The 14338-nt window shown below is 36.3% G+C and carries 10 protein-coding genes; 7 read left to right on the top strand and 3 right to left on the bottom strand.

Annotated elements, in window-relative coordinates; translation table 11 throughout:
- Nucleotides 1–141 precede the first annotated feature (141 nt).
- Nucleotides 142–3102: a M16 family metallopeptidase gene (locus AsAng_RS05155; protein WP_264791727.1), complete on the top strand. Its 2961-nt coding sequence runs from the start codon at nt 142–144 to the stop codon at nt 3100–3102.
- 61 nt (nt 3103–3163) lie between these two features.
- Here AsAng_RS05155 and AsAng_RS05160 read toward each other — a convergent pair whose 3' ends face one another.
- Together AsAng_RS05160 and AsAng_RS05165 are read right to left on the bottom strand one after the other, a co-directional pair.
- On the bottom strand, nt 3164–3955 hold the full coding sequence (locus AsAng_RS05160; protein ID WP_264791728.1) for a DUF4625 domain-containing protein: 792 nt from the start codon (nt 3953–3955) through the stop codon (nt 3164–3166).
- Nucleotides 3956–4128: 173 nt separating this feature from the next.
- Nucleotides 4129–4527 carry a hypothetical protein gene (locus AsAng_RS05165; protein WP_264791729.1) on the bottom strand — a complete coding sequence of 133 codons (399 nt, stop codon included), beginning with the start codon at nt 4525–4527 and terminating at the stop codon, nt 4129–4131.
- Nucleotides 4528–5151: 624 nt separating this feature from the next.
- Here AsAng_RS05165 and AsAng_RS05170 point away from each other — a divergent pair.
- The 5 genes from AsAng_RS05170 (at nt 5152) to AsAng_RS05200 (ending at nt 11080) form a co-directional block, all read left to right on the top strand.
- Nucleotides 5152–6099: an FKBP-type peptidyl-prolyl cis-trans isomerase gene (locus AsAng_RS05170; protein ID WP_264791730.1), complete on the top strand. Its 948-nt coding sequence runs from the start codon at nt 5152–5154 to the stop codon at nt 6097–6099.
- Nucleotides 6100–6355: 256 nt separating this feature from the next.
- Nucleotides 6356–7696 carry an FKBP-type peptidyl-prolyl cis-trans isomerase gene (locus tag AsAng_RS05175; RefSeq protein ID WP_319993638.1) on the top strand — a complete coding sequence of 447 codons (1341 nt, stop codon included), beginning with the start codon at nt 6356–6358 and terminating at the stop codon, nt 7694–7696.
- A 341-nt stretch (nt 7697–8037) separates the two neighbouring features.
- Nucleotides 8038–8523 carry an FKBP-type peptidyl-prolyl cis-trans isomerase gene (locus AsAng_RS05185; protein WP_264791731.1) on the top strand — a complete coding sequence of 162 codons (486 nt, stop codon included), beginning with the start codon at nt 8038–8040 and terminating at the stop codon, nt 8521–8523.
- A gap of 58 nt (nt 8524–8581) precedes the next feature.
- Entirely contained in the window at nt 8582–10387 is a 1806-nt protein-coding gene (locus tag AsAng_RS30010; protein WP_407655314.1) for an FKBP-type peptidyl-prolyl cis-trans isomerase, read from the top strand.
- Nucleotides 10388–10489: 102 nt separating this feature from the next.
- A complete protein-coding gene (locus tag AsAng_RS05200; RefSeq protein WP_264791732.1) occupies nt 10490–11080 on the top strand; it encodes an FKBP-type peptidyl-prolyl cis-trans isomerase in 591 nt (196 codons plus the stop codon).
- 68 nt (nt 11081–11148) lie between these two features.
- On the opposite strand, the gene AsAng_RS05205 is transcribed toward AsAng_RS05200, so the two are convergent.
- Entirely contained in the window at nt 11149–12312 is a 1164-nt protein-coding gene (locus tag AsAng_RS05205; RefSeq protein WP_264791733.1) for a tetratricopeptide repeat protein, read from the bottom strand.
- Between the two features lie 362 nt (nt 12313–12674).
- Here AsAng_RS05205 and argH point away from each other — a divergent pair, with 362 nt between their 5' ends.
- On the top strand, nt 12675–14015 hold the full coding sequence (gene argH, locus AsAng_RS05210; protein ID WP_407655325.1) for an argininosuccinate lyase: 1341 nt from the start codon (nt 12675–12677) through the stop codon (nt 14013–14015).
- The last annotated feature ends 323 nt before the right edge of the window (nt 14016–14338 follow it).

Below are 14338 nucleotides of genomic sequence, written 5' to 3' on the forward strand. Positions count from 1 at the left end.
GAAATAGAACTTGTACATATTTGAACAAGTTTTAAACTGTATTGTCATAAAAAAAAACTAGTTTTGTTTGAGAAGGATATAATACCTTTTTTATTCCTGAAAACCAGACAGATAAAGTGTAAGTAATTAAAAAAAACAACAATGAAACAAAACATCACTGCGATTCTTGTTTTATTTCTTGTATTGTTTACTTTGGATGCCAATGCTCAAAGTGGAAAATATAAGTATGAAACAGTAGAAGGAGACCCTTTAAAAACTAAGATTTATACACTTCAGAACGGGCTAAAGGTCTATATGAGCGTTTATAAAGATGCACCTCGTATTCAAACTTTTGTAGCCGTAAAGACAGGTTCTCGAAACGATCCAGCAGATGCTACTGGATTAGCCCATTATTTAGAACACATGATGTTCAAAGGCACCAGCAAAATTGGATCTTTAGACTGGGAAAAAGAGAAAGTATTGCTCCAGCAAATTTCAGATTTATATGAGGCGAATCGTGTTGCCCAAGATCACGAACGACCCGCTATTTTTGAACAAATAGATTCTCTTTCATTTGAAGCGGCAAAGTATGTGGCACCCAATGAATATGACAAAATGGTTTCTTCTTTGGGGGCTAAAGGGACAAATGCTTATACTTGGGTTGACCAAACTGTTTATGTAAATGATATTCCTTCTAATGCGTTGAATAAATGGCTAGAGATGGAAGCAGAGCGTTTTAGTGAGTTGGTTTTAAGGCTTTTTCATACAGAATTAGAAGCTGTTTATGAGGAGTTTAACATCAGTCAAAATGCCACTTTTCGCAAGGTCAATAAGGCTTTGTTAGAGGGGCTTTATCCGCAGCATCCTTATGGGCAGCAAACAACCATAGGCAAAGGTGAACACTTGAAGAAACCTTCTATGGAAAAAATTCACGAATATTTTAAGACCTATTATGTTCCCAATAATATGGCAATCATTTTAGCAGGAGATTTTGATCCTGACGAGGTGGTTCCAATGGTTGAAAAACACTTTGGAAGTTATCAACGAAAAAGCGTACCGCAGTGGGTTAATCCTAAACAACCAGAAATTAAGGTACCTGTAGAGCAGGAGGTTTTTAGTAAGGAAAGCCCTACCATTACAATGGCTTGGCGTTTGGAGGGGGCAGGAAGCAAAGATGCTTTGGTTGCCGAGTTGATGGATCTAATTGTAGCGAATGGAAGTGCAGGGTTGATTGATCTAAACTTGGTGAAAAAACAACGTACAGGAGCCCAAACTTATTCGTATTTTAATGAAGCTTACGATTATAGCTTTTATTGTATGGCTGGACAGCCCAAGACTGGACAATCTTTGGAACAGGTCAAAAAATTATTATTGGGACAACTTGCTATTGTTAAGGAAGGAACCTTTCCCGATTGGTTAATAGATGCTGTAATCAATGATCAAGAATATAAAGAAATCAAACAAATGGAGTCCAATTATGGACGTGCCAACAAGATGTTAATGGCATTTTTGTACGATAGAGAATGGAAAGATATTGTAGCGCATTATCGCAAAATGCGTGCATTAACCAAAGAAGATATTGTGCATTTTGCCAATGAAAAACTCAAGGATAGCAAATGTGTTATTGTTTACAAAAGAGAAGGCAAACCAGGAGATATTTTTGAAGTAGAAAAACCTAAAATTACGCCCTTAGAGCTGAACAGAGAGACAGTTTCTGATTTTAAGAAAAAATGGGATGCAATCAGTACTCCTTCTTTGGAACCTGTCTTTTTGGATTTTGATCAACAGATTGCATCCAAAAAATTGTCTAATAACATTCAATTGGATCATATCACGAATCCTTATAATAAAACATTTTCCCTTAATTATATTGTAAATATGGGGGCAGAACACGATAAGTTATTGCCTATTGCTGTGCGATATTTGCCATTTTTGGGGACTAATAAGTATACTTCCGCTGAGCTTCAAGAGGAATTTTTTAAACTTGGAGTGAGCTTTGATGTTTATGCCGCCAATGATGTTGCTTATGTTACACTAACGGGATTAGAAAGTTCGTTGGAAAAAGGAGTAAAGTTGTTTGAACATATTTTAGCGAATGCTCAGGGGGATGAAAATGCCCTAAAAAATATGATTGCTGCCATTAAAAAGCAACGAGCAGACCAGAAAAAACAAAAAGGAGCTATTTTATACAATGCGATGTACAGCTATGGAAAATATGGTAAAAATTCTCCTCTAATGGATCGTTTGTCAGAGAAAGCTTTGGACGAAATTAAAGCAGAGGATTTGGTCGAAAAAATTCATTCTTTGACGGCTTACGAACATGATGTCTTCTATTATGGAACCAAGACAATTGACCAAATTGCTACCATCTTGGATGCACATCATGAGGTGCCTAAGACATTAAAACCCATTCCTACAAAGCGAGAGTATATAGAAGTTGATACGGATGAGGACAAGGTTATTTTTGTTAGTTTTCCTGATATGACTCAAGCGGAAATCATGATGTTATCTAAAGGAACCAAACAATTTGATTTGGAAGAATCTGTTGATAGCCGTTTATTTAACGAATATTTTGGAGGAGGATTGTCGTCTGTTGTTTTTCAAGAAATCAGAGAATCTCGTGCTCTGGCTTATTCTGCTTATGCTAGTAATGGTGCTCCTGCTCAACAAAATAAACCACATTATTTTAGAGCTTTTGTAGGAACTCAGGTGGATAAAATGGAGCAAGCGATTCCTGCTATGAAAGATATTATAGAAAATATGCCTGTTTCAGAAAATCTAATGCAGGGAGCAGCAGAGGCTATTGTCAAAAAAATAGAATCGGAGCGCATTACTAAAAGTGGTATTTATTGGACATATAGAAGGAACAAAAAGAAAGGCTTAAAGCATGATGCTCGCAAAGATGTTTATGACAAGGTTAGCGCCTTGGTAAACGATAAAAAGGCAGTAGTTGCTGCGCTCAAAAAATTTCAAGCGGAAAAAATAAAAGGACGCAAGTATACTTATTTGGTATTGGGAGACAAGGATAAGGTTGATATGAAGTTTTTGAAAACCTTAGGAAAGGTAGAGGAGTTTACGATTGATGAAATTTTTGGAGATCAAAAAACAAAAGGTAAGCTTTAGTTTATCGATAGATCGTATTATAATACAAGAGCATCTTGACTTTCAAGATGCTCTTGTTGTTTTATTGGACATTTACTTCAAAATCTATACTAGTAGCTCTATTTCCAACTCCATCATACGCTCGTACTTCAAAATCATAGCGTCCATTAACAAATGAAGAAGGAATGGTAAAGTTAAAGGTGTAAGCATAATTGTTGCTCACACTATTATCCAGTGAAATTGTTGCAGCAGTCGATTTATTTCCAGAGGGAGTAAAATAGATGAGTTCAATTCGACCATGCTCCAAGTTACGATTGTCCATCAAATTGCCTTGAACAGTTAGAACGGATCCTCTATTGAGGGTTGTACTTGTCGTAGAAGGCTGTGTTAAATTAAGAGTAGGAAGAATCGTATCAGAACTATTCTGAATAAGAAGAGTGTAAATGGTCGTTGGGGTTTGATTGCCCGACTCATCTAAGACTTGTACAGAACAATGATAAGCCCCTGCAGTAACATCATCTGGAACCATTAACACTTCTTGTATAGATTGTTGAACGCCGTCAAGCATTTCTATTTTTTGCAAATTCCAATCCGTTGTACTTGGCCCTCTGTGCCCATGACAATCAAAATTATTATGAATGTCTATTTTGTATTGAGATAAAGCTTGGTCGTCGCTAAAAACTAAATCAAATACAACAGAATTTGTACTTTGTAGGTAAATGACATGATCTTCCATATTGCCACAAACCAAACCATTGATGGGGTTGGGGCTAACTGAAGATACAACAATTGTTGGTTTGGTAATATCTATAGTAGGTTCATTACAAGCAACAATCGTTAGGCATAGGATAAGCCAAGAAAATCTAAAATTCATAAGTAGACATTATAATGTATTAAAGGGGTTTCCTATAAAAAATACAACCACTCAAAATCAGTGTTTTAATTATTCTCTTTTGGTGTTAATTTGAAAATTAACCGATTTGATTATACTTGATAATCAGAAAACAATTTTGTGTAAACATTTTTATAGAAAAGCCCTATAGTGGATTAAATACTAAAGGTAATGGTTTTTGTTTCTTTTTCTGCACAATCATGGTCTTCGCAAGCTTCTACTGTAAGCTTAAATTGAGAACCAGCAGGATAATTAGACAAATTGATGGTTTCGTGAACATGATGTGATTTTGCATGAACATGAACATCCATTGGATCAAAAGGAGCAATATTAGTATTGTTATTATCGCTTAATGTTATTTCTACATCATGCAGTTCTATTTCAGCTGTCAAATCAATATCAATTTCAACAGCGCTAGGATCGGCAACAGTAGAATTGTTGGCTGGAGCATCAATTGTAATACTAATGTGATTGTGTACCTCTTCCTCTGCGGTTGTACAACTAAAAAAATTAAGTGTAATAATAAAAAAGATTAAACTTAGTGCAGTTTTCATACCAATAAAGTAATTAAAAAATTTGATAATTAATATAAGATTAGATATTATCACGAATAGAGTTGTATAGTCGAAAAAGCAAGATTTTTTTGAAGGGCGAGGAAAAGCATGAGCAATAGCGAACCGAGCCCTGCGAGCTCATAAGCATTAGCGCACTAACTGCGAGGGCTTGTGCTAGTAGCACAAAGGATATAGCCCTCATAGCTGTAAGCTATGAAGTAGAGCATTTGACGAAGCCAATCAGAAAAAGATGTTTTTGTAGGCATACCATTTCATTCGTGATAATGTCTAGTATTTGCAATTATGTTTTTAGTATATAAAAACGTTAATGCAATATTGTTGCAACAAAGCTAGGAGATTTTATTTGTTAATGCAACTTTGTTGCGTTTTTTTCTTCTAAAGAATTAAGCCTATTTTTTCTTAAGTAACGACGCAAAATTGAGTATGCGCTAAACTTACAATGATTAGTTCTGCGTAGTTACTTATCTTTAGAATTGAAAAAATCCAGCAACTATTCTTTGAATTTTTTAAATATAAAATGCTAAATTCGCAGGTCGAAACATTGGAGGTTGTCCAATGTTTTTTGGTTTATTGTATTGACTTAAATAAAAAGAAATTCATTCTATGAAAATTTTAAATCTATTGGCGCTTTCTATATTCACATATATAGTAATAGCTTTAGCCTCTTGTACTGATGAAGCAGGAGGAGGACAAAAAAAAGGAAGTCCTGAATACAATTTGGGCTATGCTTATGGTGTTCAGATGGGACAATCACTTAAGGGAGCACAAGGATTAAGTGAGGACGAAAAAAATGTTGATAAATTTATAGAAGGGCTAAAGGTCGCTTTTAACGGAGATTCTTCAGCGCTTGAATTGGCTAGAAATACCTTGGATCAACGCAGCAGACAACCTGCTTCAACAACTCCTGAGGCTGGTGGACAAATTGCTTATTGTATTGGGGTGACTTCTAATATTGGAATGATGGCTCAAGAAATTGAAATGTCTGCTAATGATTTTGATTTTAATGGTGTAAAAGATGGTTATACTGCGGGGATGACTTCAGATTCTTTTGATCTAACTAAGGTAGAGATTGATAGCATTCTAAAAGAATACTTGGAGCCTAAGTATAATGAGTATACAGAAATCATGAAAACTAAAGAAGCTGCCAAAGCTGCTAAAGCAATTGAAGCAGGAACTAAGTTTTTGGCTGAAAACAAAGAAAGAGAAGGCGTAATGGTTACTGAATCAGGTTTGCAATACGAAATTATCAAAGAAGGTAGTGGAGCAAAACCAACCTTGACAGATAAAGTAAAAACACACTATCATGGAACCTTGATTGATGGTTCTATTTTTGATAGTTCTGTAGATCGTGGAGAGCCTGCTGTTTTTCCTGTTAATGGAGTAATCAAAGGATGGCAAGAAGGAATTCCAATGATGTCTGTAGGAGCAAAATATCGCTTTTTTATCCCTCAAGATTTAGCGTATGGAATGCAAGCTCCATCACCAAAAATTCCTGGTGGATCTGCATTGATTTTTGAGGTAGAATTACTAGAAATCAATCCTGCACAATAATTTTTGTAGGTTTTTTAGAAATACTAAAATTGGGCAAATCAGCTATGGTTTGTCCAATTTTTTGCATTCAGGGGCTATCTTTTTAGCCTTCTGCCGATCTTCGTTAGTTTTGTTCCAATATAGATGGCATTGTTTTCGTTAGTTGTGTGGCGAATATGTATTTTTAGTCTTTAATGGACAAAACAAATAAGAAGCCTTTTGTTACTTAAGTAAGAATAATTATTATTATAACTTAACAATAATCAATATTAATATTATGAAAACATTATCCTGGTTGATATGCTTTTCAGCATCCTTGTTGTTGACAACAAGTATTTTTGCACAAAAGCCCCAAGAAACAGATAAAAAACAAGCAATAAAAGATCGTAGTTATGCTTATGGAGCTATGATTTCTAAAGGAGTGGCTCGAATGGGCTTGACCAAAGATGAAAAAAATCCCGACAAGTTTGTAGAGGGGCTAAAAAAAGGAATGGAAGGTGACAAAAAGGCGTTCCAAGCGGCTCAATCAGTTTTACAAACTCGTATGCAATCTAGAACACCTTCTGCCGATGCCGATGCTGCTGCTACCATTGCCTATAATTTGGGCGTTAGTGCTATTGGTGGTTTGGCGGTAGAAGTAGATATTCCTGCTTCAGACTTTGATTTGAATGTTGTAAAAGCTGCATTTAAAGCTGCCGAAGCTGGTGAGTCTTTAAAAATGGAGGATGCTAAAATGGACGAAATCCTAAAAGCTTATTTTACGCCTAAGAACGAAGAATATCAAAAAAATGTACAGGCCAAAAAAGAAGCTGCTGCTGCTGTAAATATTAAGGCAGGCAAGGAATTTATGGCTAAAAACGCCAAAAAGAAAGGCGTGATTACCATGCAAAATGGAATGCAGTATGAAATTATCAAAGAGGGAACAGGAAAGAAGCCAACGGTTGCCGACAAGGTAAAAACACATTATCATGGAACCTTAATTACAGGGGATGTATTTGATAGCTCTGTAGAACGTGGTGAACCAATTGATTTCCCACTAAGTGGTGTAATTAAAGGTTGGCAAGAAGGAATTCCATTGATGTCGGAAGGAGCGACTTATCGTTTTTATATTCCTCAAGAATTAGCTTATGGTTTGCAATCTCCATCGCCAAAAATTCCTGCTGGATCAACGTTGATTTTCGAAGTAGAGTTGTTGGAAGTTAATCCTGGACAGAAAGCAGTAAGCAATGCACTTGTTGAAGGAGAAGCTTTTCTAAAGGAAAACGCCAAAAAAGATGGAGTCGTTACCTTGCCAAGCGGTTTGCAGTATTTGGTAATCGTAAAAGGTTCTGGTCCTAAACCTACCTTGACGGATCGTGTAAAGGTTCACTATCATGGTACTTTGGTCAATGGAAATGTATTTGATAGCTCTGTAGAACGTGGAACTCCCGCTACCTTTGGAGTTAATCAAGTGATCAAAGGTTGGCAAGAAGGAATTCCATTGATGTCTGTTGGATCAAAATATCGTCTATTTATTCCTGCAAATTTAGCGTATGGAAACCGACCAATGGGGGCAAAAATCCCTGCGGGATCTACCTTGATTTTTGATGTAGAGCTATTTGAAATTAATCCTAAATAGTTTTTACCTTAAACTAATTTGAACATCTAGAGCATCCTGAGCTTAGTAACATTTCGTGTTTCTAAATTCAGGATGCGTTTTATAATTGAAGTTGTTTAAAAATGTTGTTGATTTTCGAGATCAAAGCTAGTAGTTATCGGGCAAAGCTCGTTTTTTGTTTCGTAGCTGGAAGCTACGGGGCTAAAAATAGCTGCCGATCCGATGGCTGCTATGGTTGGGTCGCAGGTGTTAAGATCATTTTTAAACAACTTCATTTAATACCCTGTGGTTTTTATGAAACGTTAACGGATTATTATTAATGAAAACTACAACGTATTAATGATTATCAACCAAAAATTAATATGAATCAAACGCTTATTATTGTTGTTGTACTTGTGCTAGTCGCTGTTATTGGGTTTTTTGTTGCTAAAAATGCTCAACAACAAAAAGTTGCAGCAGCAAAGGCATTGGAAGATGGAAAAATTTTTTTGGAAGAGAACGCCAAAAAAGAAGGCATCATTGTAACCAATAGTGGTTTGCAATATGAGGTTTTGAGAGAAGGCGAGGGGCCCAAACCAACTTTATCTTCAAAAGTAACCACGCATTATCATGGAACCTTGGCAGATGGAACTGTATTTGACAGCTCAGTCAAAAGAGGACAACCCGCTACTTTTCCCGTTAGTGGAGTGATTAGAGGTTGGCAAGAAGGAATTCCCTTGATGTCTGTTGGGGCAAAATATCGTTTTTATATTCCTCAAGAGTTGGCGTACGGAATGCGTTCTCCTTCTCCAGCTATTCCCCCTGGGGCAATGCTTATTTTTGAGGTAGAATTGCTAGGATTTAAATAAATTATCATCAAAGTTGTTCGCTCTTTTTAGCCAACAACTTTAAGACAAGAACAAAAAAATGAAAAATACACTGGGCCTTATAGGCTTTTTTATGGTTTTTGTAATGGGAAGTTTGTTGGCACAAGAGCCAAAGACAGATCCAGCCCCAAAAACAACCAAAGCGCCTAATAAGGCAGCACTTGTAAAAGATTTTAGTTATTCCTATGGTTATAGTTTTGCTAAAGATTTGAAAGAGAAATCTTCTTTTGAAGCCAATGAAATGATTGCAAAAGAGATTCTAAAAGGCTTAAAGGATGGCTTAAAAGCAGATACCGCTAAATTGTCTTTAACCAATACGCATTTGGATAAGCGCCTAAATGGGGGAGAGCCAGCAAAAACAGAAGAAGAAGGCAAAATAACTTCTTATCACCTAGGTTATAATGCCATTGCGAATATGATGGTCATGCTTGAATTGCCTAGTTCTGATTTTCACTATGGCTTTATCAAAAAGGGATACATGGAGTATACAAAGGGAAAAAAGCCTAAGTTTGAAGTGGAAGAAATGAACACTAAATTGACTACTTATTTCCAAGAAAAACAAATGGCATTGCAACTCAAAATGGAAGCCAAAAGGAAGGAAGAAGCGGCAAAAATGTTGAAACTAGGTCAACAGTATTTGGCAGAGAATGCTAAAAAAGAAGGGATCAAAACAACAGCTTCTGGCTTGCAATACCAAGTAATCAAGGAAGGATCGGGCCCCAAACCAACAGCAACAAGTATGGTGATAACACATTATACGGGAACGCTAATGGACGGAAAAGTATTTGATAGTTCCATAGAAAGAGGAGAACCTGCAACGTTTCCGCTAAATTCAGTGATCAAAGGTTGGCAAGAAGGAATTCCCTTGATGTCTGTCGGTAGTCGTTATCGCTTGTTTGTTCCTGCTGAATTGGGCTATGGCGAAAATAGCCCTGCTTCAATTCCCCCTAACGCTGTTTTAATTTTTGATGTGGAGTTATTGGAAATTCTAAAAGAAGATCCGAATGCCAATGTAAAATCTAAAATGAGTTATTCCTATGGTTTTATGATTGGGAAAAGCTTAGAAAGGATCAATTTTGAAGCCAATGAAAAAGATCCCAATCAATTTTTACAAGGTTTTTCCAAAGGTTTTGATGCCACTCAACAAGATATTGTTGCGATAGAAACGATGCTAAAAGCTAGAATGGAGAAAGGGGAAGCAACCAAAGATGCTGAGGTGGCTAAACGTATTGCCTTTGGTATTGGTTTTTCTTCTGCGGCTGGAATTGCTAGTCAAATTGGTGCCTTAGCTACTGATTTTGATTTTAATGCAATTGGTTTGGGCTATTCTACAGCACTGAAAGGAGAGGAATCTAAATTTTCAGATGAAGACATGAACAGCTCATTGCGTGCTTATTTTGAACCCAAACAACAAGAAGCAAAAGCGGCAATGGAAGCAAAACAAAATGAGGCGGCAGTTGCTAATATTGAAGCGGGTAAGCAGTTTATGGCAGAAAATGCTAAAAAAGAAGGAGTGGTTCAAATGGAAAATGGAATGCAATATATTGTATTGGAAGAAGGAGATGGAGAAAAAGCAACCCTTCAAGATAAGGTAACAACGCATTATCATGGAACGTTGATTAATGGATCTGTTTTTGATAGTTCTGTAGAACGAGGCGAGCCTGCTACTTTTCCTTTGAATGGCGTGATTAAAGGTTGGCAAGAAGGAATTCCCTTGATGTCTGTTGGCAGTAAATACAGATTTTTTATTCCTTCCAATTTGGCGTATGGAAATCGAGCAATGGGCGCAAAAATACCAGCAGGGTCTACGCTAATTTTTGAAGTAGAATTAATCAAAATTAATTAAGGTTTTAGTTACTTAGGTGCTTTATTTTTGATTAATATTTCTACCTTTGTGGCTTAAAATAGCATTTGCAATTTAAAAAATTTAATAAAAACGAACGATAAAATGAGAGAAGAAAGTTATAGCATGGGTGTCTTGTTAGCAAATAACTTAGCTGGACAAGTAGATGTAGATGGTTTAGATTTTGATGCAATGGCAAAAGGTCTTGTTGATGTATTAAAAGGTGGTGAATTGGAGATGACAGAGAAAGAAGCTAATTTTACAGCTCAAAAATTCTTGCAAGAATCTGCTGCTAAATTGGCAATGAAAGCTCAAGAGATTGAAGCTACTTTTTTGGCTGAAAATGCAGAGCGTGAAGGTATCGTTAGCCGCCCAAGTGGTTTGCAATACGAAATTTTGACAGAAGGAACAGGAAAAGTTCCTCAAATTCACGAAAAAGTAGTTGCACATTACGAAGGTAAATTGTTGTCAGGAAAAATCTTTGATTCTTCTTACAAAAGAGGTGAGCCTGCTACTTTCCCTGTTAATGGATTGATTCAAGGATGGCAAGAAGCTCTACAAATCATGCCTGTAGGATCTAAGTGGAGATTGTACATTCCTTCTAACTTGGGGTATGGTGCTAGAGGTGCAGGAAACGATATTCCTGGAAATGCTACTTTGATTTTTGACTTGGAGTTATTGGAGATCGTTGGCTAATTGACAGCGTCTTTTATAAAAGCAGTAGTTGTTCTATGGAATGGCTACTGCTTTTTTTTGTTTAGATATTAATGTTTGCTTCTAATACGAGCCAGTTTTTGACCATAATAATCCGACTTAGCGAGGTTTACTCTATATTTAGAATAAAATAGAATCATTTTTTCTAACTTCTCAATCACCTCAGGAATTTCTCTAGAGGTATATTGCAGACCATTGTGCAAGCCCTTTAGATAGTATTTCTCAGCCTTATCATAATTGCCCAAGGCAACGTACAAATCGCCCAATCCCGTATAAGAATAGTGGTGCTCTTGCCCTTTTTTTATCACTTTTTCAAAAAGAATTTTAGCCTGTTTGTAATCTTGGAAGCCTTGAAACTCAATGTGTGCCATGGTATCGAGCAAACAGGGATCATGAGGGCTGATAGACAATCCTTTTTGGGCAAAAAAGCGAGCCTCTTCGTAGTCGCCCATTTCTTTCATCAGCAAGTTGGCATAGTTGTTCAGCAAAACCGTATCCTTAGGGCAACGTTTTAGACCTTCTTGATAATAATAAGCAGCTCGTTCTACATCCTTAATATCTTGGCACAAAGCAGCAGCATTTCTATAAGAAATAATATTTTTGGGCGATTGATAAGCGCTTATGTAATAATCCAATACCCGATCGGCATCTCCTAGTCGTTGTCCTTTCTTGATATAATGAGCGTGTACAATCATGGCAAAACCAAAATGAGCTTGTGTATTATTGGAATCCAGTTGCATTGCCTTTTCGTAGAAAAAAAGTGCTTTGTGATAATTATTCCATTCTTTTTTGATTCGATTGGCTAATAAGGTATAGATTTTAGCATAAGGCTCAGGATTTAATTGGAACAAAGGAAGGTAAGAATCGATCGCATTTTCGTGCAATGTCAAAAACCTACGCAATGGATTTTGGTAGGTATTCCAGCCTTCAATGACCTTAAATTTGTACTGGGCATAATTAAGGATAATAATTTGATCTTGAAGTCGAACAATCGTTTTTTTAGGAAGATTGGTGATTAATAAATCATGTGCCCAGCCTTCTACTTCTCTCCTAGATTCATTGGATAGGTAGGCAACAATACATAGAGGTATTGCTAAAGCGGAAACCTGATTAGGGGTATTTTTTAGAAGTCCTAATGCAATTCGTTGGTTGGCCTCATGGTTGGATAGGAGTAGGCTTTTTAATTGTTCTATTTCTTCTGAAGAAAAACTCATGGTTTAAAAGTAGTTTATTTTGTGCTAATAATAGGCATTCAATGAAGATAAATAAGGATTAAGAATTTACTAATTTGCGATTGTTTTGATAATCAGTGTTGTATGAATGTTGTTTTTTTTACTCTTAATTCAGCCTGTTTTTTGTTTAGCCGTTGTTATCGTATTGGTGGCGATAGATATAGGGTATGTTCAGGAATCGACAAAAAACACTGTTGAGTTTAACTTAGAAGCATTTGTTTTGCTTCGTTACTTATTATAACGCATAAAAAAAATAAATCTTCAAATTTAGGAGTTTGGTTATTTGAACTTAATAGTTTAGCTTTGCGCTCAATTTCGAACCTTATTCAAAAAAGATAAACTTAATAGGCATGAAACTTTGGCAAAAAGAAGGAGCTATTAACAAAGAAATTGAACGTTTTACCGTAGGAAAAGACCGTGAATTGGATGTCTTGTTGGCAGAACACGACATCACAGGTACTTTGGCGCATATTACTATGTTAGAAAGTATTGGCTTGTTGACAAGCGAAGAACTCAAAGTTTTGGTTGCAGAACTTAGAACGATTCACAGCGAGGTTTTAGCTGGAAATTTTGAAATCGAGGATGGGGTAGAAGATGTACATTCTCAAGTAGAATTGATCTTGACGCAACGTTTGGGAGAGGTTGGCAAAAAAATCCACAGTGGTCGTTCTAGAAACGATCAAGTTTTGGTAGACCTCAAATTATTTACCCGTACCGAATTGCGTGAGGTAGTGGAATTAATTGTTCCTTTATTTGAGCAATTAATAAAATTGAGCAATCAATATAAAGATGTTAAATTACCTGGTTATACCCATTATCAGGTAGCCATGCCTTCTTCTTTTGGATTGTGGTTTGGTGCTTATGCAGAAAGTTTGGTAGATGACTTGCACAGTTTATTGGCTGCGTTTCGCATTACCAATAAAAATCCATTGGGCTCGGCGGCTGGTTATGGTTCTTCTTTCCCATTAAACAGAACAATGACAACAGAGTTGTTAGGGTTTGATGATTTGAATTACAATGTTGTTTATGCACAAATGGGGCGTGGTAAGACCGAGCGTTCTGTGGCACAAGCGTTATCTTCAGTTGCTGCAACATTGAGCAAATTGGCACAAGATGTTTGTTTGTACAACAGCCAAAATTTCTCTTTTGTAAAATTCCCTGATCATCTTACCACAGGTTCTAGCATTATGCCACACAAAAAGAACCCTGATGTATTTGAGTTGATCCGTGCTAGATGCAACAAAATGATGGCATTGCCGATCGAAATTTCAATGATTACAACCAACTTGGCTTCAGGTTATCATAGAGATTTGCAAATTATCAAAGAAAGTTTCTTGCCTGTATTTGAGAATATGAAAAGTTGCTTGTACATCTCAAAATATATGTTAGAAAACATCATTGTCAATGACAGTGCTATTAATGAAGAGAAGTACAAATATATTTTCAGTGTAGATGTTGTCAATAACATGGTGCTAAATGGTACCTCATTTAGAGATGCTTATAAGCAAGTAGGGCTAGATATAGAAGCTGGAAACTTTGAGCCTATTATGGACTTGCAACACAGTCACGAGGGAAGTATGGGCAACTTGTGCAACGACAAAATTCAAGAGATGATGCAGGCAGTTATGGCTGAGTTTTCTTTTGATAAAATAGATGCTGCGTTGGAGCACCTATTAAAAGGATAGAAAAGCTATCGTTTAAATACTTACTTGTTAGATTGGCAACAATCACTACTCTACCCGATGGTTTTGGCTAAAATTAGAGGTGCTTAGACACCACTTGCCTAGTTTGATGTAAAGAACTAAGGACGCTTAGAATAAGCGCTAAAAATCGTGGGGTAGAGTAGACGTTTCTTAAGCAAAAGTGAAATAAATCAACTGAACAATTGAGCAAAATATTATTTATTTCTCTAGTGTTATTTCATGCTTTTACGAAACAAAATTTTAACTTTGCGCCATTATTAAAATCCAATGGGGAATAATAAAATTCATTTATAAAATTGCATATA

Source organism: Aureispira anguillae (assembly GCF_026000115.1).
GTDB lineage: Bacteria > Bacteroidota > Bacteroidia > Chitinophagales > Saprospiraceae > Aureispira > Aureispira anguillae.